Below are 25,575 nucleotides of genomic sequence, written 5' to 3'. Positions count from 1 at the left end.
AAAATTCCTGCCATTGATAAAATATTATGATTGACCGTTAAATATCTTCAGAATTATGTGATAAACCCATTTTATTGATTGTGTAAGAAAAAGATTGTTTATCAAATGCCCAATAAATTTGGCCTTGAAATTTTGATGAGTTTTTAGATAGATGTATTTTGATATGTGTAAAAGGATCAATTGCACTTTTCATATTTTCTACTTCTTTATCTTCAAGGATTCTAATCATATTAGTAATTATAATTGGAATTTTGTTGGTAATTGCAAATTTTGACAACTGATTCAAATATTTCATAAATAATGAATTTTTTTCAAATATGGTTTCATCGTTTTTGTATTCATATGAAAATAAATCAGTAATATTATCAATTACTATTAATGAGAAATGATTTTTTCCAAAATTGTTAATTGATTTAATTTGTTCTGAAGTATTTCTAATTCTAGATACAGTGATTTTTTCAAGATAATCAAATTCGATTCCAAAGTGTTTTTGAATTTCTAAAATTCTTTCAGGTCTAAATCCACCAGTTGTATCCAAATACAAAACATTTCCACCACTTTTAATTGAATTCATACATAATTGTAAAAGAAGTTGAGTTTTTCCAGTTCCATTCCCACCAAAAATATCAACAATCACGCCATCAGGAATTCCCCCAGACAAGAATTCATCTAATTTTTGTAAACCAGTAGGGATCATTTGTATAATTATTAGAAAAAGAAGAAAAAATTTAAGGAATTTCAATTTTTACAAACGAGGTAAGGCTTTTATTCAAGAGAAAAAAGTTTCAAAACAAGTGAACAATTAGTGTCCCAAACAAATAGTGCAAAAAGACCTCTAACAACTCTTCAAAAAAGTACAAAGAAGAAAGTTACAGTGAGACTAAAAAACGAAGTAGAGTATAAAGGAAAAATGGACAATGTTGATTCATACATGAATTTGATTATGACTGATGCTGAAGAGCTTCATGATGGTAAAACAATTGCAAATTATGGAAGAGTTATCGTAAGAGGCAATAACGTCTTATTTATCAAACTAGAAAATGAACTCTAGTTAACAGGGGCGATTTAATGACTAACAGCTTTCTATTCACATCTGAATCAGTAACAGAAGGACATCCTGATAAAATATGTGATAATATCTCAGATGCATTCTTAGATGAATTCCTCAAACAAGATCCAGATTCAAGAGTAGCTGTTGAAACAATGGTAACTACAGACTTTGTAGCAGTTGCAGGCGAGGTAACATCTAAAGCAAATTTTGATAAAAAATCTCAAGAAGAATTAGTTAGAAAAACAATTAGAGATATCGGATATGATAACAAAGATTTGATGTTTGATACAGAAACTTGTGAGATAACACTACGTTTGCATTCTCAAAGCCCAGATATCAGTCAGGGGGTTACAGCTACTGAAGAAAAAGAGCAGGGTGCGGGGGATCAAGGATTAATGTTTGGCTATGCAACAAATGAAACAGCAGAGCTTATGCCAATGCCAATTCTACTATCACAGAAACTTGCACAGAAATTATCTGAAGTTAGAAAAAATCATGTACTTCCTTGGGCAAGACCTGATGGGAAAACCCAAGTTTCTGTCAGATATGAAGACAACAAACCAGTAAAAATTGAAACTGTCGTAGTTTCAACACAACATGCACCAGAAATTTCTCAAGAACAAATAACAAATGAAATAATAGATAAAGTAATCAAGCCGGTTTTAGGAAATCTTTGGAATGATGAAATAAAAATTCACATCAATCCAACTGGTAAATTTGTAATTGGTGGTCCGCATGGTGATGCAGGTTTAACTGGAAGAAAAATTATTGTTGATACTTATGGAGGATTTGGAAGACATGGAGGTGGAGCTTTTTCAGGAAAGGATCCCTCCAAAGTTGATAGATCAGCATGTTACATGTGTAGATATATAGCCAAGAATCTTGTAGCAGCAGAACTAGCCGATAGGTGCGAGGTCCAATTAGCATATGCAATTGGGGTTGCAGAACCAGTGTCACTTTACGTAAATACATTTGGAACAAACAAAATTCCAGAAAATCAAATCGAAGACTTGGTTAGAAAGAATTTTGATATGAAGCCTTCAGGCATTATTTCTCAATTAGATTTGAAAAGACCAATTTATAAAAAAACTGCGTCATACGGTCATTTTGGAAGAAACGAGCCTGAATTTAGTTGGGAAAAAACAGACAAGGCTGCAGTATTAAAGCAATCTGCCGGACTCTAATAGTTTTATCACAGATTCAAATTTCATACCAGTTAGTTTTTTTAATTTGGTATAATTACCTTGGAAATTACCAATTAGAATATTGAGATCATCAATTCCAAAATCGGATTTTGGATTAGTAATTGCATCATGATATGAATTTTCCAAATTAATTTTTTTAATATTCGTGTTAGTTCCTTTAGAAAATAATTTTACATATTTTTCAAAAGTAATAGTCTCAGAACCTACAAGATCAATAATTTTATTCTTAAATTTTTCTTCAGAAAATGATTTGAAAATAATTTTTACAACATCATTGATATGAATTGGTTGAATTGAATACTTTCCAGAGCCTGGAATTTTGATTTCACCTTTTTTAACTTGTTTTTTTAGATATTTTGTAAAATAATCATCTTTTCCAATAATATATGATGGTCTAAAGATGGTGAAATTTAATCCAGAATTAATGATTTGTTGTTCAGCATTATACTTGGAAATAAAATAACCTAATGAGGTATTTGAAGAAACGCCTAATCCACTCAAATAAACAATTTTTTTAATCTTAGCTTTTTTACTCAAGTTAACCATATGGTTTGTTAATCCAGTATTCACTATATGATAATCAGTGTTAACAGATTGTTTACCTATTCCTACAAGATGGATTAATGCATCTGAATTTTTAATTTTTTTAAGTAAATTTTTTTCATTATAATAGTTTGAGATAATTTTAGATTCACATTTGAAATTTTTGAAATCATTTCTGGATATTGAGATTAATTCGATGTTATTTGCAGATAGATGTTTTCTAAGATTTTTTGCAATGAATCCACTTGCTCCAGTTACAACAATCTTCTGATAATTAACCATAATTGAACCAAGTTTGATTTAATTTTAAATCTATTTAGTTGATTCTCAAAAATTTTGAAATAAGAGTTAATACCATAAAATGAAATTAACATATGTGGAAGAAGAAAGGGTAAAACTAAAGACAGGGTATACTACTGGAAGTTCAGCAACTGCAGCAGCTAAAGCAGCATTATTGGCAATAATAAATCAAAAGGAAATAGAAAATGTCGATATTCTATTACCAAAACGATCTTTCATTCAGATTCCTGTGCATTCCTGTGAATATGAAATGAATAATGCAAAATGCTCTGTGATTAAAAATGGTGGGGATGATCCGGATGTAACCCATGGGGCAGAGATAATTGTTGAATTATCAATAACTAACAAAATAAACGAAATTGAAATTGATGGTGGAGAAGGAGTAGGAATTGTAACCAAACCAGGATTAGGTTTAGAAATTAATAAACCTGCAATAAATCCTGTTCCGAAAAAAATGATTACAGAAAATTTAAGAGAAACTGGGAAAGAAATTCTTTTGAAAAATGGAATTAGAGTTGTAATTTCGGTTCCTAAAGGTAAAGAGTTAGGACCTAAAACAGATAATCCTAGATTAGGAATAATTAACGGAATTTCAATTTTAGGAACTAGTGGTATAGTAATTCCATTTTCAACTGCATCTTATGCAGCATCAATTAGGCAAAATCTAGATGTTGCAATTGCAATGGGGAATGATACTGTTGTACTTACAACTGGGGGTAGAAGTGAAGATTTTGCAAAAAAGATAGTAGATTTACCTGAGCATTGTTTTGTTCAGATGGGGGATTTTTCGGGATATACTATTCAGCAATGCAGTAAAAAAAATATCAAAAAAGCATATGTAGTTGGCTTTATCGGAAAACTTGCAAAAATGGCGGCAGGGGTAAAACAAACGCATGTGAAAGGATCAAAAGTCGATATGAGTTTTCTATCTGAATTAGCAAAAAGGTGTAACGCAAATGAAAATGTTATTCAAAAAATCAAAAAAGCTAATACAGCAAGACATGTCTCGGAGATAATTCTAGAAAATAAGATAGAAGGTTTTTTTGATTTAATTTGTGGTGAGACGCATAAACATATGAGAAAGCATTCAGAAGGAAAGGTTCCAATTGAAGTAATACTTTTTGATTTTAATGGGAATATTTTAGCTAGAAAATCTGAAGAGTAAGGTATTTTATTAAAGCTGGAAGATTTTGAATATGGAAAAAACTTCGGTACTTGCTATTACTAAAAATGGAGTAAAAATTGGTGAAAATCTAAAGGAGTTATTTCCACACTGGAAAATTTTTGCACCATCAAAACTATCAAATGAGAATAATGAAATAATATGGTATTCTGAGCCTACATCTGAGAAAATTGTTGAACTTTTCAAGAGGAATAATGCATTAATTTGTCTTTTTTCATTAGGTGCAGTCATTAGATTAATTGCACCACATTTGAAAGATAAAAAAACGGATCCTGCTGTAATTGTAATTGATGATAAAATGAATTTTGTTATTAGTGTTTTATCTGGACATATTGGAGGTGCTAATGAACTTACAGAAGAAATTGCAGAAAAACTTGGGGCAATATCAGTAATTACCACTGCAGCAGATGTAAACAAAACAATATCTGTTGATTTGGTTGGAAAAGAATTTGGTTGGAAAATTGATGATGATTCTACTGTAACAAAAATTAGTGCACATATGGTAAATGAAGAGTCCATAGGTGTTCTTCAAGATACAGGGAATAAAGATTGGTATAAAAAATTACCAAAGAATGTTGTAATTTATGAAAATATTGAAGATTTAAAAAAATCAAATTCAAAAGCATGTTTGATAATTTCTGACAAAATAATAGATGATGATATAATAAAAGAATCTGTGGTTTATCGTCCTCCAAGTTTAGTAATCGGAATCGGATTACATTGGGATACTACAAAAGAAACTATTAGAGAAGGAATTGAAACTTGTTTGGAAAAATTCAAACTTAGTTCAAAATCTATTGCAAAATTAGTATCAATAAAAAAACCACAAGATGTACAAGGATTAATTGATCTTGGTAAAGAAATGGGAATTCCAGTAGAATATGTAGATAGAGAAAACTTGGCAGAGATTTCTGCACCAAACCCTTCTGAAACAGTAAAAGCATTTGAGGGAACTGCAAGTGTTTCTGAAGCTGCTGCAATCAAGGTTTCTGGAGGAGAATTAATTGTAGAAAAACAGAAATTCCCACCAAATTTGACAATAGCAATAGCGAGGATTATGAATTGAAAAAAGGGTTATTATTGATTGATAGAGGAAGTAGAGAAAGAGAAGCTTCTGAAGAATTAGAAGTAATTTGTAAAGGAATCAAGGCTAAAGGTGACTATGTTTTTACTGATTTTTGTTTTCTTGAGGTAGAGCCTCCATACATTGAAGATAGAATTCCTAAATGTCTAAAACAAGATATAGATTCCTTAACTATAGTTCCATACTTTTTGTATCCTGGTAAAAAAGTAAAAAATGCGGTAACTGATGTAATGAAATTTCAAAAAGACACCAAAGTAAAATTTCTAGTCACAAAACAAATGAGCATGCATAAAACTTTGGTAGATGTTGTTGAAAACAGAATATCTACAACTCTGCAAGAAAATGAAGTTATACTTCCAAATAAGGAAGTGGATGTAATGATAATTGGGCACGGTAGTAAAGATCCTAATGCACAGAGATCATTAGATTACATTGTAAATGAATTGACAGATTCCTACAGGAATGTTAGCAGGTGTTGGCTGGAAATAGAACAGCCTGATATTTTTGAAGGAATCAAAAAATGTGAAAAAGACAATCCCAAAGTGTTGATAATTGTTTTTTATTTTCTTCATGAAGGTGCACATGTTAAAACTGATATTAATAATGATTTGATTCCAGCACTTGAAAAATCTACAATAAAGAAGGCATACATTACAAAACATATAGGAACAGATCAAAAAATGATAGATTTGATATTAGAGAGAGCAAAAGAGGTTGAAGATGCAAACTAAGAAAGGCCAATCAATTGAAGATGCAAGTATGCAAATGATTGAAGATGAGATAGGCCCTCATGAATTCAATGAAAAAGAATGGCCTATTGTGAGAAGAATTATTCATTCAACAGCTGATTTTGATTTTGCAGATAAAAATAAGTTGATTTTTCACAAAGATGCAATTCAAAGTGGAATGAATGCTTTAAAAAATGGCTGTAGTATAGTAGTTGATGTAAATGGAGTAATTGGAGGAATGAATAAACAAAATCCTAAAGATTTTGGAAATAACATAGTTTGCAATATTTCAAAACCAGAAATTATGGAATTAGCAAAAAAAGAAGGTAAAACTCGCTCACAAGTATCAATGAGAGAAGCAATATCAGATATTGATGGAGGAGTTGTTGCGATAGGAAATGCTCCTACAGCACTTTTAGAAGTAATTCAAATGGTCAAAGAAGGCATAGTAAAACCTGCTTTAATTATTGGAATTCCAGTAGGATTTATCTGTGCTGCTGAATCAAAAGCAGAACTAGCAAAGTTGGAAGAAGTTCCATTTATCACAAATATGGGTAGAAAAGGAGGAAGTTCGTCAGTATCTGCCACAATTAATGCTATTTTCAAACTTATTAGAGCGGAATCATCGCTTTGAATATTTTATACAGTTTTTAACAAAAATTTCTGCATAATTTGAGCTATCAAAATAGAGATGACCATAGGATGCTAAAGTATTATCTTGAATTAATCCATCCTGATGATTTTTAATTCCTTCACCTATTTCTAAAGAATAAGCATATTTTGAGTCAGATGAAACAGAATCTAAATGAGAGTAGTGAAATTCATGTCCTTGAAAATTATGGAGTTTTTCAGATATTGAATTTTTTGAAATAATCTTACCTTTTGTATAATTTAGTGTCATTTTCTTTGTCATTTTGGTTTCAGCATCAAATAGGCCAATCATTTTGTATTTTTTATTTTCAGATAATATGGATTTTGTCAAATACATTAATCCACCACATTCAGCATAAATAGGAAGACTGTCTTCAGATAATTTTTTTATTGATTTTTTCATGATTTGGTTTTTTTCAAGAGAATTACCTAGAACTTCAGGAAAACCACCACCAATGTAAAGACCATCACATTTTGGGATTTTTTTATCTTTAACAGGACTAAAGAATTTTATTTTTGCACCTTCACGACGTAATGCTTCTAAATTATCTTGATAGTAGAAATTAAATGAAGTGTCAAGAGCAACAGCGATAGTAGTTTTTGCTTTTTTGTGTGTTAGTTTAGATTTTTTATTTAGATCAGATGAATTTTTTGTAATTTTTATTATTTGATTTATATCAATGTTTTTTAAAATAATTTTAGATGTTTTTTGAATTTGTTGTTTGAGAATTTTACTCTCTAATGTTGAAATTAATCCAAGATGTCGAGATGGGATTTGCAATAAAGGATTTTTTGGAATTACACCAATTATTGGGATTTTAGTTTTTTCTAGAGCACTTCTACACAAAAGTTCATGTTTTTTACTGCCTATTTTGTTAAGAATAATCCCAGATATACGAGAATTTTTATGAAATTTCAAAAATCCAAGTGCAGTAGCAGCAATGGAACGGGAAGTTTTGCTTGCATCTAAAACCAATATGACAGGGGATTTTGTTAAAGATGCTACATGATGAGTGCTTGCATAGTTTGAATTACCGCTAAATCCATCATAATATCCCATGACACCTTCTATAACGGAAATATTAGATTTTGAGTTTGAAAGAAAGCTATTCAAAAGTTGATTTTCACCCATTAACCAAGCATCCAAGTTGTATGTTTCACGGTTAGAAATACTTGAAAGATAACCTGGATCGATATAATCAGGTCCAACCTTAAATGGTTGAACAGTAAAACTTTTTTTTTGTAAACCATAGATGATTGAGCAAGTAATTGATGTCTTTCCTACCCCACTTGTAGCACCTGCAACAACAATTCTAGGGATTCTCAATTGCATTACTACAACCAATTTTTATTTAAATTGATAGATTTTTGATAATCCTCAATGTTTTTAGTAAGAATCATCAGATGTAGTTTATGGAAGAAGATGGATTAACCATTGTTTATACTGGAAAAGGTAAAGGTAAAACAACTGCAGCCTTAGGAATTGCATTACGTGCAACAGGATACAAAAAGAAAACTTGTATGATTCAATTTATCAAAGGTTCATGGCACTATGGTGAAATGGATTCATCTAAAAAACTTGAACCAGAATTTGAGATGGTTGCAATTGGGAAAGGATTTGTCGGCATAATTGATGATAAAAGTCCAAAAGAAGATCATCAACAAATTGCAAAAGAGGCAATAAGAATTAGTAATGAAAAAATTCAGTCAGGAAATTACGACATAGTTATTTTAGATGAGATAAATTATGCAGTTAATCTTAATTTGATTTCAGTTGATGATGTTTTAAACATTATAAAATCAAAACCAAGAGGCGTAGATTTGGTATTAACTGGCAATTATGCTAAAGATGAAATCATTGAAATTGCGGATTTGGTTACGGAGATGAGAGAGATAAAACATCCATTTCAGAAGGGCATAAAGGCAAAGAAAGGTATTGATTTCTAGCCAGCAACATTAATTTACGCATTGAGGAGTTTTAGAAGAAATGTCTACTGAAATCCAAGAAATGCCTGAACAGGGAGAGATAATACTTGCTACAGTTACCAAAGTAATGGATCATGGGGCATATGTAACCCTTGATGAATATGATGATATCCAAGGATTTTTGCATATTTCAGAGATTGCACCGGGTTGGATAAGATCAGTTAGCAGGTTTGTCAAAGACGGGGAGAAAAAAGTACTACTAGTAAAAAAAGTTAATTCTAAAAGAGGGGATATAGATCTATCATTAAAACAAGTATCAAAGGATCAGAAAAAACAAAAACTAAAAGAAGTTAAAAAATTTGAAAAAGGTAAAACGCTATTACAAAATGTTCAGGAAAAGGCAAAACTTTCAGATGAAGAAATTGAAAAATTGGAAGATAATATTTATTCAAAATTTGATTCTGTATATGATGCATTCATAGAGATTGCAAGAAATGGTATAGAATCTGTCAAAGATCTTAAACTGGCAAAAAAAACTGCAACGGTAATTGGAGAGATATGTTCTAAAATTAAACTACCATCAGTGGAAATTAGAGGAATTATGGAGATTACAAGTAACAAATCAGATGGAGTAGAAATAATTAAAAAAGAATTACTAGCTGTTTTGAAAAAAGATCCAACAATAGATATTACTTATTTGGGTGCACCAAAATATCGATTATCAATTACTTCAGAGAATTTCAAATCTGCGGAAAAATCCCTAAAACCAATAATTGAAGAAATTCAAACTAACATAGAAAAAAAGAAAGGCTCATTCAAATTTACTAGAGAAGAATCAAAGAAAACAAGAGAAAATTAAAATGAAATTTCAATTAAGAAAATGTATTAAATGTAATCAGTATACTTTAAAAGAAAAATGTATTAAATGTAATGAAAAAACAATATCTGCACATCCAGCTAAATTTTCACCTGATGATAAATATATGAGATATAGATTAGCCGAGAGATATAATTAAAAAAACTAATTTAATGCAACATAATCTTTGTTAATTTCATAAACAAATACCCCAATAACTGTTCCACCTTTTTCAATATCAAAACTTGGTGAGTAATAGACTAATCTTAGTGGTTCATTTTCATCTTCACTAAATTTGATATCTTTTGTATATATTCCAGTGAATCCTGGTTGATATGTCTGAGATTGTTGATTAGTTCCCATATTTACATAACCTAAAAGAGTAAATGGAATCATTTTACCCAATAATGTTTCATTCCAAAAATAATCTGTTCCACTAATTCCATCAGAATGAAGATATTTAGCTAGTGGTTCATTTGCTATTCTCATGAACCACTGTTTTTTTGATTCATCGGCACCACCACCAAGAACATAAAGTGGTTGATCGCCATTATCAATATCTAATCTTTTTCCAGTCACAAAAATAACTACATAATCAGATTCCATTTCAAGTAAGATATTTCTTGCATCATCAGGTGGACTTAGAAAAGCAGATGCTATTTTTTTAATTATATGATCAATTAAAGTGGAATTATCTGCAAGAGAGGCTCGTTCAGCTTTTGTTTGAATCCAGTATCCATAATCCCACCAAGTAGCAATGACTGCATCCTTTTCAGTGTTATTTTTGATCCAATCCATAGCATCAATCCAATCAGTAGTACTGACTTTATACGTGGTTCCTCCATTAAGAATTGTTGGTGGATTATTAGTAGTAGAAAAAACATTTCCGTTGATAGGAAAAATCAATGGTACCGTAAGTAGTAAAACTATCCCGAAAATAAAAGAAGATTTTAGAATAAGATTTTTAGATTTTTTAATTTCTATTTTATTCGTAAAGAATTCTCTTGATAATACTGACAGCCCTATAGAAGATAAAATGATTATGGATAATGATGCAAATACTTCCAGTCTTACAAATGCAGAACTAACATAAACTCCAATTAATCCTAGGATTAACGCAAAAGAAATCATGTCATTTTTTATCAAGTTAGGTCTATTGGAATTTTTAAGTAAAATCCAAATTCCTAGTCCAGCAAATAGCATCAATATTGAATGGAATAGAAAAGATTGTGCAATAGTAGTTGTTGCATGCTCAGCGACGGAATCAACAAGGGGATCAGTTGTGGTTAAAAATGGGTTTATTGCATTTAGATATCTATGACTAGGTAGAGGAATAAATTCTGAATCAGCATTTAGGATTAGAACACTTGAACCAATAATGAGAATGGCTATAAGAAATAGCAAGCCATTTCGTCGTTTATTGTTCTTACTACTTTTATGTTGTATAGCAATACATGCTACTAAGAAAATTGTTGGAACAATTAATGACAATCCTCCCAGTCCCATAATAAAGTGAATTCCTAATCGTTCAAATGCTAATGATGTGAGAATTGATGTTATTGTAAAAATAGGTATTATTAAAATTAAAAATTTATGATCAGCCCGTAAAAATGGTAATGTTAAAAAGAAAATCCCTAAAGGCAAAATGAAAAATTGATTACCTCCCCATGCAGATAAACCAAAAATAATAAAAATTCCCGAAGCAATCATTTTTGGAATAGAAATTTTATAATTTTGTGATTTTATGGCACTTAAAAAAAGGTATACAGCTAAAACACTAAAAAACAATCCTAATGGTTCTGACTTAAACCAACCAATTTGACCACGAACTATAATTGGTAAAGAAACTGAGAAAAGTAATGCTGCAAATAATCCAGCTGTTGTACCTCCTATTACTCTAACTAAGGCAAAAATTACAATAACTGTTAAAGAACCAAAAATTACAGGGAATAAAATAGTAAAATCATAAAGACTTCCTCCACCACCAAAAATCCAATATGTTGTCGCAGCTGTAAGATGCAACATTACTTGAGAGCTCTGAGAAACATTTCTTCCATGAGGATACCAACTTAAATCATCATTCCATTCAAAATAAGAGTCAATTCCATTGTCAACAAGATATTGTGTTGCTCTATAATTAAAAAAAGGATCAAATTCATTTAATTCCCATCCAAAGTTAGCAGGCTGTGATCTAATCAAAAAAGACATTGAGAAAGAAATGGATAATATTGCAATAATTAAAAGATAGTTTAATTTAAAATCAAAACTTCCTATTGAAAATAATTTAGTCTGTGAATTCAATATTTTGAATCATAGATGTGTGTTTATTACTCTTTTTAAAAAATTAAAGATTTTTTCAAAAATTAAGTAAATTATGGGGCATATTTTCCTTCTAATTTTGCTTCCATAAGAATATGATTTTTCATGGATTCTTCAAGTTCTGTTTTTGTGGAATTTTTTTCTAAATTTAGTTCTGTGTCCAACGCATAAAGTTTGAAAATATAGTGATGTTCCTTATCTGGTGGTGCAGGTCCACCATAACCAATTTCATCAAAATCTGTTTTTCCCTCAATTGAGTTTTTTGGAATAGAATTTTCAGGTATTTCTTGAGTGTTTGGAGAAATATTCCATAAAACCCAATGGACCCAAACTTTGCCAACTGCACCCATTGCATCTGGATCATCCATTATCAAAACTAGGGATTTAGTTTCCTCAGGAACTTCACGAATTATCAATGGAGGGCTTGAATTCCCATTTTTATATCCAAATTTTCTTGGAATTGTGCTACCATTTTCAAAAGCTGGACTTTCTAAAATCATTTAAATCATCAATTATAGTTATTTCTTCAAGTTAAATTTTTCTAAGATTCTAAGATAATTTTATCATTTGATAGAGAAACTATGGAACCTCCAGCTTGTTTGATTTGTTTTTTTAATACTTTATCCATTGTTCCAATTATAGAGTTATGATTTTTTACATATTCTACTAATACCTGATCAGCGAAATTTCCAGAAATAGGGATTTTTTTTAAATTTTTTATAAAATTCATAGTCATAGAAATTTCTTGTTTTTTTTCAGGTATTTTTTCAAGTTTTTCCAATTCTGTAATTACAACATCAGGAACAACAAATGAAATTAAACCTATTTCAACATCAAGGTTATCAATATTTTTAACACGTTTTGTTGCTAAATGGATTAAAAAGTTTGTATCACAGATAACTTCAACCAATTATTCCTGCACCAATTAATCTCCATCTTTCATCAATTCTTCTACTTATTGCAACATTTCCATCTTTAAAGATGCATGCTGGTCGTCTAAGTTCAACCTCAATATTTTTTGATTTTATCTTAGTTACTTTACCTAAAATTGGTGCAGTTCCAATATTAAGTCTAAGTAATTCGCCAGATTGAATTGGTTTGACTTTAATATCTTCAGTTATTCCTACTGCAACATCAAATAGATTCACTTCAAGTTTTAGATCTGTAGAATTTTCTGGAAGAGTTCCTGGTTTTCCAATAACTGAACCAATAAAAGAATCACTTCTAGTCATGGAAGGATCTAATTTTGTCCCAATAGCAACAAGTCCACCAGGTTTCACTGATTCAACTATTCCTGCAGCAGTTCCTAAAGATGTTATTTCTGTTAGTAAGGGTTCGTATGACTTTTTTTTCTCATTCATGATTCCAGGCTTTATCTCAATTTCATCTCCAATTTTAAAAACACCTTGTGTTAAACTACCACCAATTACACCACCTTTGATATCTTTTAATTTTATTCCAGGTTTATTTACATCAAAAGAACGTAAAACATGCATTACAGTATCTTTCTTTTCATCTCTTTCTGGAGTTTTGATTGTTGATTCTATTGAGCCAATTAATGCATCAATGTTCAATCCAGATTGAGCAGAAATAGGAATTATTGGTGATTTTGCAGCAAAAGTTCCTTTAACGAATTTTGTAATATCTTGATAGTTTGCCATCACTTCCTTGTAAGGAAGTAAATCAACTTTATTTTGAACTATTACTATTTGTTGTATACCAAGAGTTTGAAGGGCTAAAAGATGCTCTTTTGTTTGTGGTTTTGGAACTTTTTCATTTGCAGCAACTAACAACAAAGCTCCATCCATCAATGCAGATCCTGAAAGCATATTTGCCATCAAACTTTCGTGTCCGGGACTATCTACAAAACTTACAACTCTAGATAATTCACTTTCTTTTCCACAATTATTACATTTTGGAGTTGTAGAGAAACCTAAAGGCTCCTCACAGCTTTTACATTTGTAAAATGCTGCATCAGAATAACCTACACGAATTGTAATTCCTCGTTTTAATTCTTGACTGTGAACACTTGTCCAAGAGCCAGTTAATGCTTGAATAAGAGTAGTTTTTCCATGATCTACATGACCTGCAGTCCCAATGTTAACACATGGTTGATAACCATATTTTTTGATGTACCAATCAGGAAGTGTTTCTCTCCAATGCATGACTCAAAATGTAGAATCGGTATATGTTAAGTTATTCTTTTTTTTCTTCAGCTTTTTCTTCTGTAGTTTCTTCTGCTGGAGCTTCAACGGGTAATTCTCCATTAAATTTACAATTTACTTGGTAGATTTCTTCAGATACAGTATTTCCACGCATTAATTTTCTTTTTCTTTGTCCGGTCTCTGCATCTTGTAGCCCTACCCCTTTAGAAAGTAGAATTTTTTTTCTTGCAGAACCATGAACGTCATTTCTCATAGGAACTCCAGATTTATCACTTCCTCCAGTGAGTTTTAATTTACCAGATAATCCAACAATGGATGCATCAGTTTCATTTCCAAGCTGTAATCCTAACAAAGGATTAGCATCACTGTCTTTGAGTTCCTTTGAAACAGATTTTCCTTTAATATCTGAAATTGTAAGTTTAAAGTTTGGCAATTATTTCAAAAAAAAGTTGAACGACTAATTAACCTTTGGACATTATTTTTAAATCAAGATTGACTATGATGAGTATGGCTGAGGAAATTAAATGCCCAAGGTGTGATAAAATAATGGTCGACATGCAAGCATGTCATATGTTTTGTCCTAATTGTGGGGCACATTTAGATTGTTCTGATAAAGGGAATTATTGGTAATTACATTCCAGGTCGATCCGGAATATAGTCTGATGCCATATTGATTGCTTGATCTTTCATGATTTCAAGATAGGAATCGTAATCTGTTTCAAAGTTGCAATGAGGGCATCTTACATGGGCAATATCATCGTCTAAGATTGCAACTTTTTCACATTCAGGACATTTTGCATCCATGTATTAGTTTTGAAATTAAGATATTTAATCATAATCAATTAATTGTTTTTAAGCGGAGTTAGTTTAGTCTGGTATGACGTCAGCTTCCCAAGCTGAAGGCCGCGGGTTCAAATCCCGCACTCCGCATTATATCTCTCTAATTGCCTGCTCAATTATTCCTCTATCAGAAGCCTTTGGATTATATTTTAAATAATTTTTAAGATCTTCTTTTGCTTCAGGATTTTTGTTTTGTTTTTCTCTAAGATATGCTCTATTTTTATAAATTTTAGCAGATCTTTTTGGATTGATTTCAATAGCTTTTGTATAATATTTTTCTGCTTTTTCAAATTGATTTGTTTTAAGATAATAATTTCCAAGACCGTTGCAAGTCAAATATGATCTTTTATTTAATTCCAAACATTTTTCATAAAATTTTACACAATCAGGGGAACTTTGTTGATTCATTAAAGATCCTAATTGTTGTAAAGCAGTAGAATTTTCTGGAGAAATTTCTAATGATTGTTTTAATGATTTAATTGCATCAGAAGAATTTTTTAGAATATTTTGTCGTTCAGAAATGAGACATAGCCGATTTGATTTATCAGTAGAGTCATTTTCTAGTTTTAATGAAGATAAAATATCAATTGGTGCTATCAATATCAATAATCTTCCATCTTCCGACCATTCCTTGTCAAAAATGTCTTCTGGTATTGCCCCTTCCTGTTGTTCTCCTTCAAAATTACCTTTCTGAATATAATGCAGAATGGTTTTTTCTTCATCATCATAACCAGTAATGATGGAGGCATGTTGAGTAATTTCTGGAATCCCTGGCAGAATGACAATTGGAGGTATTCCAGTATCAATTATTTTTTTTAGTTCTGATAAGGATGAATTTATTATCTTACATGCTAGACCATTTCTTTCAGCTAATTCTATTCCTTCAATGATTATACTACCATTAAATCCCGAATATTTTTTGGCAGCCTCAATAGCTTCTTCCATCGGTAATTCTACATTCCAATATTTTGATACGACGTTAATTGGTAATGGAAGGCAAATATTTTCTTCTTCAACTAGAGGTAAAAGTAATTCATGATCTTCTTGGTCCATAAATTAAAGAAATTTTAAGAGTTATTAAAATCAATCAAAGAAAACAGAATTTTTCAATTAAATCATTACCGTCATTTGTCATTTCGGGATGAAATTGGGTTCCAAAAATTGGTTTTTTATCATATTGAATAATTTCATATTTACAATTATTTGATTCTGCAAGAGGAATTAAAATAGTAGGTAGTCGTGATATCTCAAATCCATGACTCTCAAAAACATTAAGGGAACCATTACAAACTAAATTCTCTTTTGATATACTGATTAATTCATTTCCTTTTTGAAGTGATTTAGTTTTTCGAATTGTTCCACCTAATGTAAGGGCCAAAATTTCTGCACCATAGCATATTCCAAGTAATTTGATATCGTTTTTAATAGAAAAATTAATAATTTTGGAATTTATTTCGTTTATTTTTTTTTCATTTTTTCTTCTTCCAGATAGGATAAAACCGTCATAATTCGAAAGAGATTGAAGATTTAGAAGGTGAGGAGTTTGTTTTTTAAATGAAATATTTTTTTGAGTTAGAAATTCAGTTAAATTTTTTGTATAAATTGAACCATTATCAACAACTAAGAGCAATTAGTTGCCAACCTCAATTGAGACATAATGTATCTCAGATATTCCATCCTTGACAAATATTGTTCCAATGTTGAGATTATTTTCTTCTTGCCACATGAATACTCTATCACTACGTGGTTTAACAAAATCATCAATGAATTCATTGAGGAATTCTTCAGTATTTTTACGATCACTTTCAGTAAAGAAGAAGATCTCACCTTCGTTAAATGATAATGGTATCTGGATTGATGTTGGTTCAGATACAGTAATGTTACTTTCTTCAAATACCGATTTTATTATTTCAATCCTATCATCTCTAACTAATTCAACATAATTGTCATCTGCTGTAGTTACAGTTGGTGCTACTCCAGAAACTTTTTTGAGATAAGCTTCAAAGGCTTTTTCCTGAGTTTCACCCAATCCAACAAAGTATTCTCCATTAAATGCTGCACCTACTGCTGCAATTGTACCTAATTGTGCAACTACACCACCAGCTCCTGCAGTATATACTGGAATAAAGTAGATATCATGATCACCTACACGATATAAAATATTATCACCAATTCTTGGATTTCTCAAGAGTGTCTTTAGCTGAGCAAATTCTGGATCTCTATCAAGTGCCTCTCTAACTGCAGTAGGACCAATCAATTTGGTTGTAGAGTTTAATGGAACTTCATAGAATTGTAAATTTCCTAGATTAGTTAGATCATTTTCAACTACCATATATCCTGCAAGATTTCTTCCTTGAGAACCTCTTAATTCCAATGAAAGTAATCCCAAGAATTCAGTTTGTACAAATCCTGGAGGTTTTGCCTCAACATAATAAGTATCTAGTCCACGAGGTATTTCATAGAATTCATTAGCTTGAATAAATGTCTCAACATTTGTTACATGGTAAATATTATACATCTCTGTTTTCCAATTAAATAATTCTACTGGATATCTGATTTGTTCTTCTAGCCAAGTAGGCATTGGTTTGAACTGATCAGAATATTGACTGGCAAACATATCTGAAAAGAAATCATCTCCAGTCTTTAGTAATTGGATATCACCATTGTAAGTGTCTACTAGTGCATATCCAACTAATCGTAAGTATGGATTACCAACAGACCATGGAACATCATTGGTATCAAATCCAATAATTAATGGAATTAACCAGTAAGAGTTTGCTCCATCAGTGACAGGAAGTGAATCTAGTTCTTTTCCAAATAAATCATATAGGAAGTAAGGATATAATATTTCCATTCTATCGTGCACATCTTTGTATCTCATAATGTGAACTGATTCAGCAGGAAAAGAAAGTAAAAAGTTTGGTTCAAATATCCAACTTAGAGGTGGTGAAACATCTAATCCACCTAAACCAGAATAAGATACTCCTCCTAATTCAGCACTAGTAGAACCTCTTGAATTTGGATATCCAGACCAAGTTTGCTCAAATAATCCACCTTCTCCATAGTAAATCTCTCTTTGTTTGAAAAATTCACCACTATCAACAATTTGACCATCAGTTGCTTCAAGAGTTAAGAATCCATTAGGAACGTGAGTGTAAACTAGATGCTCGTTATACCATCTATTTTCAAGACTAACTGATGTTGGTAGAATTGGTTTCATTGAGGCAGTCCAATAAAGTGTATTGTTAAATCTTAGAATATCATTGTCTTCAAAATCTACATATGGAATAAGACCAATCTCAGGCTTTAATTTGGCAAAAGCTGCTTCCCAATCCCAAACTCGAATGACATCAAGGACGTCACTGTGTTGATTTACATAATTTTTGATATTATTTGCAGAAACAGATGTTAGTTTAACATCATGAGTATTTTCTTGAATGTTATTTAATTCTCCAAGATATCGATTTACTCCTATTTGTTGAGCTGTATATGGACCCAAAAATTCTATCTTTTTTGCATCAGCTATACTATTGTTTACAGATACAACTCCTGCAACAATTATTGCAATTGCAATAATAGTTAGAATTCTAATGTAAACATCTCTCTTAAACATATGAGTTAGAACACGTGCTCTAATTCTATCAACTACTGAAAATGCAATTAGTGCAAAGCCTATGAGAAGTGTTCCACCAATTACATATCGTGTATTATAATCAATTTGATCAGTAAAGAAGAGATTAAATCCTGCCCATATTATTCCAATTCCAATTATTCCTTCAATTGTAGAAACATAATTTAGATATCTTGGCTTTCCATCATTAGAGTCTTGTAAAAATGAAGTAATTACATCGATTATTCTATGAATTCCTACATACAAAACTAGACGTAATCCAATTGCTGCAAGTAGTGGTGGAATCAAAATTACTAAAGCTGGGATCATTGGAACAACATTTTCAGCTGCAAAGTTTGGATTATTTTCAGGAGTTACAAATGGTAAAGAGAATAACTTTGGTAGATTTTCAATTCCCAAATAATTACCGTCGATAAATGATACTGCTGCAAATCCAAACATGATATTTGCAAAGAATGCTCCAAAAAGCAAAATTTTGGTTATTTGCCAAATTACAAATTGTGGAGTGGAGAGTTTGTATTCTTTGAAACTTGATATATTATTTGAGATTGGTTGCTGTCCACCACTTCCAATAAATCCAATTGCTGTTCTAATAATATACCAGAAAATTGACGATCTTCCAGAAATATTTACACGTACTAGAGCAATCGCAGATAGAATAATTGTAGAGACTAGTGTATAATACAGAGGTTTCGTGAACTGATCGCCAAATTCTGTAAAATTCATCGATAAAATTACTGCCTGATTTCCAACCATGGCAAAAATTACAATTCCAATAATGGCTACAATTCCTAATCTGATGAATTTTCCCGCATCAGGAGGCGGAGCTTGCTTATCAGTAGAGGCGCTATACAAAGTTAAATTTTGTTAAGATTTGGTAAATTAATGTCTTATTAGTAAAATTAAGCAGTTTTTGCTAGTTTTTTGCAAATCATATAGACTGCTACAAATGTTGGAACTGTTACTTTTTCATTATTGTATGGTCCAAATTTTTTGTTTTTTAGCTTAAACTCTATGGGGGAATTTGCTAAAACTTCTATCGTCTCATCACTAAGAAAAGATGCTTCAGAATAAGGATCAAATTTTGTTAAATCTGTACAAAGAATTTTTGTAAGACCACTCTTGCTGTTAATGGATCCTGGCAATCTAAAGATTCTATGTATATCCATAGTTACGTTTGGATCAATTTTTACTCCAATGTTTTTGGATACATCATCTAAAGTTTTTTGGAAGGAAGAATAACCATTTGCAAGAAGTTCTGTAATTATTTTTGAGCGTTTTGATTTTGAACCAAATACATATTTTGAGAACCTTCCCTTCCATCCTTTTTCATTAAAATCAGGAAAAGCTGCACGATCTTGTTTGAATTTCCTCATTCCAAATGTTTCAGGGATGGCTCCACGTAGTGAGATATAATCTGTCAATTCAGATCTCTCTCTTGAACCAATTTCTTGGAATTGTGAATTATACACATAAACATGAAATCCTTCGTTTCCTGAAAAATATACATGAATATTTTCTTTATCTATTGCAAAATCATTAGTTAGAATTTCAGATAATCTTTCTACTTGTATTTTTGATTGATCAATACAATTTTTACATGGCAATGATTTTTTTTCTAATTTTGTTGAATTACATTTTCTGCATTGATTTGAATCCTTTGAGATTTCATTGCATTCATAACATATTGAAACTGTATGATTTGCTCGACATGTTAAATTGAGATCTTTTGCATCAATATCAAAAATGAGATCTGCCTCTTTCCAGTCTTTTTCATTCATTGGTAAATTAGGAAACGAATAGTAAGCATTTGAGCAATAAACATCAGAGGGAACATTTTGCATAAATAATAAATGCAATTCCTTATCGTCCTTGATTTGGATATGTCTAGTCATTCCTGAATTGAATTTCTGGAAACCGAATTCTCTTTCAGATGTTCGCTCTGGTACATGAATTAGATCAAAGTGCTCAAAATAATATTTTTTGAACGAATCTTCTAGAAATTTTATATCAGTATCTTGCATTATTTTCTCTTCTTTCCAAATTGTAAAGGGTTGATAATATTATCGCATTCAGATGTTGCAAAACAGAGACTTTGTGTTTTTAGTTTCTCACATGAGGGACAAGAATATTGGGTTCCACTTCCAGAAGTTCCAGCTAGATGATTAAGTTGGTAAAGAGTCACACGAGGATTGTAATCAGGAGCATTTTTGAAAAGCGGTGCTATTTGTTGAACTGTTTGACCCTTTGAGAGAAGAAAAGTTGCCAACATAAATCGCCCAGAATGGGGTAGGTTTTCACCCTTTTCAAGCACATCAATTGCATGTTTGATGCACGGTGGATACTCTCCGGTAGTCACTGTAAAAGTTGCAAATTTTTTTGATAGCATTGAAAGTTTGTTAACTGAGTCCTCAAAACCAGGAATCATTGTAGGAGTTTTTGCATTAATTATTTTAGAATTGATGTACGTACCCAATTCTTTTCTTATCAGTCTAACTGTTTCATGGGGAGTTAAAAATACTAGTCCATTTTCAACATGCCTGTTAATTAACTTCCATTCTCTTTCATGAAAATTTATGGAGTGTTTTAGATAATCAGATACCGGAATTACAAAGTAATCATCCTGTTTTTCAATCTGAACTGAAAAGAGATCATCAATTACTCTAATTGCTAATTCTTTTTTGGACTCATCTGAAATGTTTGATAGATCTCGTTCCAGATACTTTTCTGCACGTCTAGCCTCTGCTAGTGCAAATCTCTTGATCAGAGTATGCATCCCACATAGTTTTAGCAACACTATTGCTAAAAGAAATGAGAATACTTCCCTTGGAAGTGCTGCTTCTTTTGACACATGATCACCAATTAAATCAGATTTGTAGATTTTCCCATCAGCTGCTACTAGTATTCTATCATAGGCTTTCTGGATTAGTTGTTTTAGATCAGGATCTGTTCCAAATTGTTCTAGTGAGAATCCTTGATCTTTGAGATATTGACCAGCATCTGCCAAAAATGGATATTTTGCAATTTCATCCTGTCCTAATGCAATCATGATAGTGATTCACTTAATTTACTTAAAAATCTGGTTTTTAATGCTGGTTTAAATTATGTTTTAAGAAATTGATGGAATATGCAGATCGGCTGTCATGTCTCAATTTCTGGTTCAATTGACAAAGCAGTTGATAATGCAGTTGAAAGAGAATGTACTGCTTTTCAGATATTTACTAGAAATCCAAGAGGATGGAATGCAAAAGAGCTATCCAAGGAAGATATTGCAAATTTTAAATCAAAACTAAAGGCAAGTAAGATTGATAGATTTGCAACATGTGCACATATGCCATATCTGCCAAATCTTGCATCCCCAAAAGATGATGGATTTGAAAAATCAATTAAAACTTTGATTAATGAAGTTGAGAGATGTGCAGAATTAGGAATTCCATATCTTGTTACACATCTAGGTAGTCATTTGGGAACAGGTGATGAGGCTGGAATTAAAAGGCTCGTTGAAGGACTAACAAGAGCTGGAAAGACAAAAAATGATGTAATGATTTTATTGGAGAATACTGCAGGTCAAAAAAATTCTGTTGGTTCTGACTTTAAGCAGCTTGGTGAAATATTCAAGCAGTTAAAACCTGCAAAGAAATTTGGTGTTTGTTTTGATTCTTGTCATGCATTTGTTTCAGGGTATGACTTGAGAACAGAGGAGAAAGTAAAAAAAGTATTTTCTGAATTTGATAAATTTGTTGGGCTAGAGCATTTGAAAATCTTGCACCTAAATGATGCTAAAGGTGACCTTGGATGTAATCTGGACAGACACTATCACTTAGGGTTGGGGGGAATTGGAGAAAAGGGAATTTCAGCCATTGTAAAGTTTGCAAACAAGAAAAAAATTCCAATAATTTTAGAAACACCAATTGATGATGAAAGAGATGACTTTGAGAATATCAGAGTGGCAAAGGGGTTTGCGTAGAAATTTATTTCATGGATGAGTGGATTTTACAATGAACTATGAAGAAGTAATGAAACTAGCCCTTGAGCGTGGGTTTTACTTTCCTAGCTGTGAAGTATATTCAGATGCACAAGCTGGATTTTGGGAGTATGGGCCTTCTGGTGTTGGATTAAAAAATAAATTTCTAGAATTATGGAGGCGTGAGTTAATCAGACGTGATGGAATGCTTGAGATTGATGGTTCTCAGATAATGTCAAAATCAGTCTTTGAGGCATCAGGACATTTAGGAAATTTTGCGGATCCAATTATCCAATGTACAAAGTGTAATTCAACATTTAGAGCAGATAGAACAATTGCAGAGATTTCACAAATTGAAATTCCTGAGAGTGCTGATTTGGAGGAATTTGATAATGCCATTATTCAAAATAACATAAAATGTCCAAAATGCAAAGGGGATTTTGATAAGACTAGGAAATTTAACATGATGTTTAGAGTTGGTATTGGTCCTCAAGAAGAAGAAGCATACCTTAGACCAGAAACATGTCAGTCTATTTTTATAGATTTTCCACGACTTTTTAAAACAATGAGAGGGAAATTACCTTTGGGAATTGCTCAAGTTGGAAAGAGTTTTAGAAATGAGATCGCTCCAAGGCAGAGTCTGTTACGCTTAAGAGAATTTTATCAGGCAGAAATTGAAGTATTTTGTAATCCATCTAAATTACAAGAAGTGGAAAATTTTTCAGAAATTGAAAATACAGTAATTCGAGTTCAAACAGATGCAGATCCAGTCTCTATGACATGCAAAGAAGCAGTAGACTCTGGTGTTATTCCAAACAAATTTGTCGCATATTACTTGGGCATGTTGATGGAATTTTATGAGAAAACAGGTATTGATGTTACAAAAAGTAGATTCAGAAAACTTGGAGACAAAGAAAAAGCATTCTATGCTGAAGTTGCATTTGATTTTGAAGTAGAAACTACAATTGGATGGCTCGAGCTTGTTGCATGTAATTATAGATCAGACTATGATTTGTCAAGTCATGCTAAAATGAGTAAAGAGAAATTTGAGGTAATGGATAATGATGAGAAAGTCTTGCCTCATGTCTTTGAGATTTCAATGGGAATTGATAGAAGTCTTTACACCATTTTAGAGCACAGTCTAAAAGACGACAAGGAGCATGAAAGAGTAGTGTTATCTCTCAAGCCATATCTATCTCCTGTGCATGTTGGAGTATTGTCCCTAGTCAAAAAGGATGGACTCAAAGAGAAAACAGATGAGATTTATCTTAAAATCAAGCGAAAATGTGATGCATTTTTAGATCATTCAGGAGCTATAGGAAGACGGTACAGAAGACTAGATGAGATTGGAGCTCCATTTGCCGTAACTATTGATCATCAAACAATAGAAGATGAAACTGTAACTATTAGAAAGCGAGACTCTATGGAACAGTCTAGAGTGAAAATCTCAGAATTAGAATCAATTATTATTTCTGATACTAGTTTTCCTTAACTCATTCCCATTGACGTGTCGATTCTGAAATTAGATTGGACTGTTTGTCTTTCTGCAAAGAAGATATCAATATCATAAGTTTCTCCAGTTTGTAATCCATAATCATTTATCAATTGTGTAGAAGTAATTTCAGCTGTAGATTTTGGATGTACTCCACCTAAATCTATCACTAGTTTATCATCAATGAATACCCAAACATCGTCATCACCAGTAAATTTGAACATTTGATCATTTTCAAATTCAATTGTAGAATGGAATTCTATAGTGAAGTGATAGTTATGAGATAATCCTTGATTTCCAAATAATTTTCCATCAATTGGGAAAAACCCTGGTCCAGATTCAAAAGTATATACAGAAGGATCTGATGTTATTGTGTTATCCAAAGTTAAAGTGATATCATCACTTTTGTTAACACCGTTTACATCATTATACCATTGAACAAAGTTTGCTTGTCCATTTGTAGATATTGTATCCTGATTAAATTCAGGTTTCCCATCACCGCCTAAAACAGATTTTACTATTCCAGGTTCAACTGATGAACAAAGTCCACCACTACATCCTTGCTCCATATCATCATGGTTTTTCTTAAAATCTCTAATTATACCAGTTAATTGTTTTTGATCTCCAGTCTCAGTATTTGAATCACCTTTTTCACAATTAATTATAGTATTATCACCTTTGTTACCCTTACAATAATCATAATTATCTCCACCATCAATAAAGTCATCACCATTTCCTCCTCCAATTTTATCATTTCCAGCATCTCCAAATAATCTGTCATCATGATTGTTTCCAGTAATCTTGTCATTTCCATCTCCACCATGAATTTCATCTAATCCATTATTTCCAGTAAGGTTATCATTTCCAGCATCTCCAAATATTATATCATCACCAGCATGTCCTCTAATTTTGTCATCTCCTGATCCTCCATGAATTTCATCCATTCCGTCATGACCATTAATATTGTCTTTGCCATCTCCACCATAGATACAGTCATCACCTTTCTTTGCATTAATTTTGTCATTGCCATCCAATCCCAAGATCAAATCATTTCCGTCAGTTCCTTTTAGTTTGTCATTACCGTTTGTTCCTTCTATGACATTATAGAGACTAACATCATTACCACAAAATGATTGTGTCAAAGTTACAGTTGATTCATTACTCTGAGTAACCCCATCTTCATCTAATATAACATAAGTAAATGAAACAGTTCCAAAGAATAAATCGGATGGAGTAAACACAAAGCTTCCATCACTATTAACTAGTAAACCTGGAGATGGTATTGATGTTTCAATTATAGATACGGTCATCGATATATCATATTGATCATTATCTAATACGCCAGGCGCAGGTATAGATATTCCAGAATCTCCATCTACATCATAGGAGTCATTTACTGCATAGGATTCATCAACATCGTCATCACAGTTGTTATCTATATCATCTCCCCAAATTTCATTTGCATCAGGATTGATGCTTGCATCTACATCATTACAATCAAAACCTAATCCAATTCCACCTACAAATCCATCTGCGTCATCATCATTATCTAGATATGTTGGAATTCCGTCACCGTCAGTGTCATCATCAAACCAATCACCATTACTGTTTAGGTCTTCGTTAAATGTTGGTATACT

The 25,575-nt window shown here is 31.6% G+C and carries 27 protein-coding genes and 1 tRNA gene; 13 read left to right on the top strand and 15 right to left on the bottom strand.

Going from position 1 to position 25,575, the window contains the following annotated elements:
* Positions 1 to 37: 37 nt before the first annotated feature.
* Positions 38 to 697, bottom strand: a complete 660-nt coding sequence (locus tag C6990_RS06240) for an ATPase domain-containing protein (protein WP_182129552.1) — start codon at positions 695 to 697, stop codon at positions 38 to 40.
* Positions 698 to 805: 108 nt separating this feature from the next.
* Between C6990_RS06240 and C6990_RS06235 the strand changes: the two genes are divergently transcribed.
* Entirely contained in the window at positions 806 to 1,051 is a 246-nt protein-coding gene (locus C6990_RS06235) for a U6 snRNA-associated Sm-like protein LSm6 (RefSeq protein ID WP_182129550.1), read from the top strand.
* A 17-nt stretch (positions 1,052 to 1,068) separates the two neighbouring features.
* A complete protein-coding gene (metK, locus tag C6990_RS06230; protein WP_182129548.1) occupies positions 1,069 to 2,235 on the top strand; it encodes a methionine adenosyltransferase in 1,167 nt (388 codons plus the stop codon).
* Here the strand turns inward: metK and C6990_RS06225 are convergent.
* Positions 2,212 to 3,081 carry an SDR family oxidoreductase gene (locus tag C6990_RS06225; protein WP_182129546.1) on the bottom strand — a complete coding sequence of 290 codons (870 nt, stop codon included), beginning with the start codon at positions 3,079 to 3,081 and terminating at the stop codon, positions 2,212 to 2,214. The genes metK and C6990_RS06225 overlap by 24 nt on opposite strands.
* Positions 3,082 to 3,160: 79 nt before the next feature.
* Here C6990_RS06225 and C6990_RS06220 point away from each other — a divergent pair, with 79 nt between their 5' ends.
* Genes C6990_RS06220 through C6990_RS06205 form a run of 4 tightly spaced genes read left to right on the top strand, consistent with a single transcriptional unit; the run spans position 3,161 to position 6,728 of the window.
* Entirely contained in the window at positions 3,161 to 4,264 is a 1,104-nt protein-coding gene (locus tag C6990_RS06220; RefSeq protein ID WP_182129544.1) for a cobalt-precorrin-5B (C(1))-methyltransferase, read from the top strand.
* Positions 4,265 to 4,295: 31 nt separating this feature from the next.
* Positions 4,296 to 5,348 carry a cobalt-precorrin 5A hydrolase gene (locus C6990_RS06215; protein WP_182129541.1) on the top strand — a complete coding sequence of 351 codons (1,053 nt, stop codon included), beginning with the start codon at positions 4,296 to 4,298 and terminating at the stop codon, positions 5,346 to 5,348.
* Positions 5,345 to 6,097 carry a sirohydrochlorin chelatase gene (locus tag C6990_RS06210; protein ID WP_182129539.1) on the top strand — a complete coding sequence of 251 codons (753 nt, stop codon included), beginning with the start codon at positions 5,345 to 5,347 and terminating at the stop codon, positions 6,095 to 6,097. Before C6990_RS06215 ends, C6990_RS06210 begins: the two co-directional genes overlap by 4 nt.
* Positions 6,087 to 6,728, top strand: a complete 642-nt coding sequence (locus C6990_RS06205) for a precorrin-8X methylmutase (protein ID WP_182129537.1) — start codon at positions 6,087 to 6,089, stop codon at positions 6,726 to 6,728. Before C6990_RS06210 ends, C6990_RS06205 begins: the two co-directional genes overlap by 11 nt.
* On the opposite strand, the gene C6990_RS06200 is transcribed toward C6990_RS06205, so the two are convergent.
* A complete protein-coding gene (locus C6990_RS06200) occupies positions 6,717 to 8,072 on the bottom strand; it encodes a cobyrinate a,c-diamide synthase (RefSeq protein ID WP_182130613.1) in 1,356 nt (451 codons plus the stop codon). The two genes, C6990_RS06205 and C6990_RS06200, sit on opposite strands and share 12 nt — an antisense overlap.
* Before the next feature lie 86 nt (positions 8,073 to 8,158).
* Here C6990_RS06200 and cobO point away from each other — a divergent pair, with 86 nt between their 5' ends.
* The 3 genes from cobO to C6990_RS06185 are packed head-to-tail and all read left to right on the top strand — an operon-like array spanning position 8,159 to position 9,687.
* Entirely contained in the window at positions 8,159 to 8,692 is a 534-nt protein-coding gene (gene cobO / locus C6990_RS06195; protein ID WP_182129534.1) for a cob(I)yrinic acid a,c-diamide adenosyltransferase, read from the top strand.
* Positions 8,693 to 8,732: 40 nt separating this feature from the next.
* A complete protein-coding gene (locus C6990_RS06190; RefSeq protein WP_182129532.1) occupies positions 8,733 to 9,530 on the top strand; it encodes a translation initiation factor IF-2 subunit alpha in 798 nt (265 codons plus the stop codon).
* A gap of 1 nt (position 9,531) precedes the next feature.
* Positions 9,532 to 9,687: an RNA-protein complex protein Nop10 gene (locus tag C6990_RS06185; protein ID WP_182129530.1), complete on the top strand. Its 156-nt coding sequence runs from the start codon at positions 9,532 to 9,534 to the stop codon at positions 9,685 to 9,687.
* Between the two features lie 5 nt (positions 9,688 to 9,692).
* Here C6990_RS06185 and C6990_RS06180 read toward each other — a convergent pair whose 3' ends face one another.
* The 5 genes from C6990_RS06180 to C6990_RS06160 form a co-directional block, all read right to left on the bottom strand.
* Positions 9,693 to 11,828, bottom strand: a complete 2,136-nt coding sequence (locus tag C6990_RS06180) for an STT3 domain-containing protein (protein ID WP_182129528.1) — start codon at positions 11,826 to 11,828, stop codon at positions 9,693 to 9,695.
* A gap of 71 nt (positions 11,829 to 11,899) precedes the next feature.
* Positions 11,900 to 12,346: a YbhB/YbcL family Raf kinase inhibitor-like protein gene (locus tag C6990_RS06175; protein ID WP_182129526.1), complete on the bottom strand. Its 447-nt coding sequence runs from the start codon at positions 12,344 to 12,346 to the stop codon at positions 11,900 to 11,902.
* A 41-nt stretch (positions 12,347 to 12,387) separates the two neighbouring features.
* Positions 12,388 to 12,756, bottom strand: coding sequence for a PIN domain-containing protein (locus C6990_RS06170; protein WP_182129524.1), 369 nt, complete (start codon positions 12,754 to 12,756; stop codon positions 12,388 to 12,390).
* Positions 12,749 to 14,011, bottom strand: coding sequence for a translation initiation factor IF-2 subunit gamma (locus C6990_RS06165; RefSeq protein WP_182129522.1), 1,263 nt, complete (start codon positions 14,009 to 14,011; stop codon positions 12,749 to 12,751). Before C6990_RS06165 ends, C6990_RS06170 begins: the two co-directional genes overlap by 8 nt.
* 31 nt (positions 14,012 to 14,042) lie before the next feature.
* A complete protein-coding gene (locus C6990_RS06160) occupies positions 14,043 to 14,444 on the bottom strand; it encodes a 30S ribosomal protein S6e (RefSeq protein ID WP_182129520.1) in 402 nt (133 codons plus the stop codon).
* A gap of 74 nt (positions 14,445 to 14,518) precedes the next feature.
* Between C6990_RS06160 and C6990_RS11035 the strand changes: the two genes are divergently transcribed.
* Entirely contained in the window at positions 14,519 to 14,641 is a 123-nt protein-coding gene (locus tag C6990_RS11035; protein ID WP_255465279.1) for a hypothetical protein, read from the top strand.
* On the opposite strand, the gene C6990_RS06155 is transcribed toward C6990_RS11035, so the two are convergent.
* Positions 14,642 to 14,815: a zinc-domain-containing protein gene (locus C6990_RS06155; protein ID WP_182129517.1), complete on the bottom strand. Its 174-nt coding sequence runs from the start codon at positions 14,813 to 14,815 to the stop codon at positions 14,642 to 14,644.
* Between the two features lie 52 nt (positions 14,816 to 14,867).
* On the opposite strand from C6990_RS06155, the gene C6990_RS06150 reads away from it, so the two are divergent.
* Positions 14,868 to 14,941 (top strand) — tRNA-Gly (locus C6990_RS06150).
* Here the strand turns inward: C6990_RS06150 and C6990_RS06145 are convergent.
* From C6990_RS06145 to C6990_RS06125, 5 genes are read right to left on the bottom strand one after another with little or no spacing between them, the layout of a single operon-like run.
* Complete coding sequence (locus C6990_RS06145; RefSeq protein ID WP_182129515.1) at positions 14,942 to 15,904, bottom strand: tetratricopeptide repeat protein; 963 nt, start codon at positions 15,902 to 15,904, stop codon at positions 14,942 to 14,944. It lies immediately after the preceding tRNA gene.
* A gap of 34 nt (positions 15,905 to 15,938) precedes the next feature.
* Positions 15,939 to 16,481 (bottom strand): type 1 glutamine amidotransferase, encoded by a 543-nt coding sequence (locus C6990_RS06140; RefSeq protein WP_182129513.1) that lies wholly within the window; start codon positions 16,479 to 16,481, stop codon positions 15,939 to 15,941.
* The gene (locus C6990_RS06135; protein WP_182129511.1) at positions 16,482 to 19,337 is read right to left on the bottom strand and encodes a UPF0182 family protein; all 2,856 of its coding nucleotides are present in this window, start codon (positions 19,335 to 19,337) and stop codon (positions 16,482 to 16,484) included.
* A gap of 47 nt (positions 19,338 to 19,384) precedes the next feature.
* Positions 19,385 to 20,506 (bottom strand): DNA primase small subunit domain-containing protein, encoded by a 1,122-nt coding sequence (locus C6990_RS06130; RefSeq protein ID WP_182129508.1) that lies wholly within the window; start codon positions 20,504 to 20,506, stop codon positions 19,385 to 19,387.
* Positions 20,506 to 21,531 carry a DNA primase gene (locus C6990_RS06125; protein WP_182129506.1) on the bottom strand — a complete coding sequence of 342 codons (1,026 nt, stop codon included), beginning with the start codon at positions 21,529 to 21,531 and terminating at the stop codon, positions 20,506 to 20,508. Before C6990_RS06125 ends, C6990_RS06130 begins: the two co-directional genes overlap by 1 nt.
* Positions 21,532 to 21,609: 78 nt before the next feature.
* On the opposite strand from C6990_RS06125, the gene C6990_RS06120 reads away from it, so the two are divergent.
* Together C6990_RS06120 and glyS are read left to right on the top strand one after the other, a co-directional pair.
* Entirely contained in the window at positions 21,610 to 22,449 is an 840-nt protein-coding gene (locus C6990_RS06120; protein ID WP_182129504.1) for a deoxyribonuclease IV, read from the top strand.
* Between the two features lie 31 nt (positions 22,450 to 22,480).
* Positions 22,481 to 23,938 carry a glycine--tRNA ligase gene (gene glyS / locus C6990_RS06115; RefSeq protein WP_182129502.1) on the top strand — a complete coding sequence of 486 codons (1,458 nt, stop codon included), beginning with the start codon at positions 22,481 to 22,483 and terminating at the stop codon, positions 23,936 to 23,938.
* Here the strand turns inward: glyS and C6990_RS06110 are convergent.
* A partial coding sequence (locus tag C6990_RS06110; protein ID WP_182129494.1) for a fibro-slime domain-containing protein occupies positions 23,935 to 25,575 on the bottom strand: 1,641 nt, incomplete at its 5' end. The two genes, glyS and C6990_RS06110, sit on opposite strands and share 4 nt — an antisense overlap.

The sequence above is a fragment of the Nitrosopumilus sp. b3 genome (genome assembly GCF_014078525.1).
In the GTDB taxonomy this organism is placed as follows: domain Archaea; phylum Thermoproteota; class Nitrososphaeria; order Nitrososphaerales; family Nitrosopumilaceae; genus Nitrosopumilus.
This window is presented reverse-complemented; position numbering and strand designations above follow the sequence as displayed.

Coding starts and splice junctions, on each gene's coding strand:
- C6990_RS06225 (WP_182129546.1), bottom strand. CDS start 3,081: ATGGTTAATTATCAGAAGATTGTTGTAACTGGAGCAAGTGGATTCATT.
- C6990_RS06145 (WP_182129515.1), bottom strand. CDS start 15,904: ATGGACCAAGAAGATCATGAATTACTTTTACCTCTAGTTGAAGAAGAA.
- C6990_RS06175 (WP_182129526.1), bottom strand. CDS start 12,346: ATGATTTTAGAAAGTCCAGCTTTTGAAAATGGTAGCACAATTCCAAGA.
- C6990_RS06120 (WP_182129504.1), top strand. CDS start 21,610: ATGCAGATCGGCTGTCATGTCTCAATTTCTGGTTCAATTGACAAAGCA.
- metK (WP_182129548.1), top strand. CDS start 1,069: ATGACTAACAGCTTTCTATTCACATCTGAATCAGTAACAGAAGGACAT.
- C6990_RS06205 (WP_182129537.1), top strand. CDS start 6,087: ATGCAAACTAAGAAAGGCCAATCAATTGAAGATGCAAGTATGCAAATG.
- C6990_RS06190 (WP_182129532.1), top strand. CDS start 8,733: ATGTCTACTGAAATCCAAGAAATGCCTGAACAGGGAGAGATAATACTT.
- C6990_RS06130 (WP_182129508.1), bottom strand. CDS start 20,506: ATGCAAGATACTGATATAAAATTTCTAGAAGATTCGTTCAAAAAATAT.
- C6990_RS06155 (WP_182129517.1), bottom strand. CDS start 14,815: ATGGATGCAAAATGTCCTGAATGTGAAAAAGTTGCAATCTTAGACGAT.
- C6990_RS06240 (WP_182129552.1), bottom strand. CDS start 697: ATGATCCCTACTGGTTTACAAAAATTAGATGAATTCTTGTCTGGGGGA.
- C6990_RS06125 (WP_182129506.1), bottom strand. CDS start 21,531: ATGATTGCATTAGGACAGGATGAAATTGCAAAATATCCATTTTTGGCA.
- C6990_RS06185 (WP_182129530.1), top strand. CDS start 9,532: ATGAAATTTCAATTAAGAAAATGTATTAAATGTAATCAGTATACTTTA.
- cobO (WP_182129534.1), top strand. CDS start 8,159: ATGGAAGAAGATGGATTAACCATTGTTTATACTGGAAAAGGTAAAGGT.
- C6990_RS06220 (WP_182129544.1), top strand. CDS start 3,161: ATGAAATTAACATATGTGGAAGAAGAAAGGGTAAAACTAAAGACAGGG.
- glyS (WP_182129502.1), top strand. CDS start 22,481: ATGAACTATGAAGAAGTAATGAAACTAGCCCTTGAGCGTGGGTTTTAC.
- C6990_RS06165 (WP_182129522.1), bottom strand. CDS start 14,011: ATGCATTGGAGAGAAACACTTCCTGATTGGTACATCAAAAAATATGGT.
- C6990_RS11035 (WP_255465279.1), top strand. CDS start 14,519: ATGGCTGAGGAAATTAAATGCCCAAGGTGTGATAAAATAATGGTCGAC.
- C6990_RS06215 (WP_182129541.1), top strand. CDS start 4,296: ATGGAAAAAACTTCGGTACTTGCTATTACTAAAAATGGAGTAAAAATT.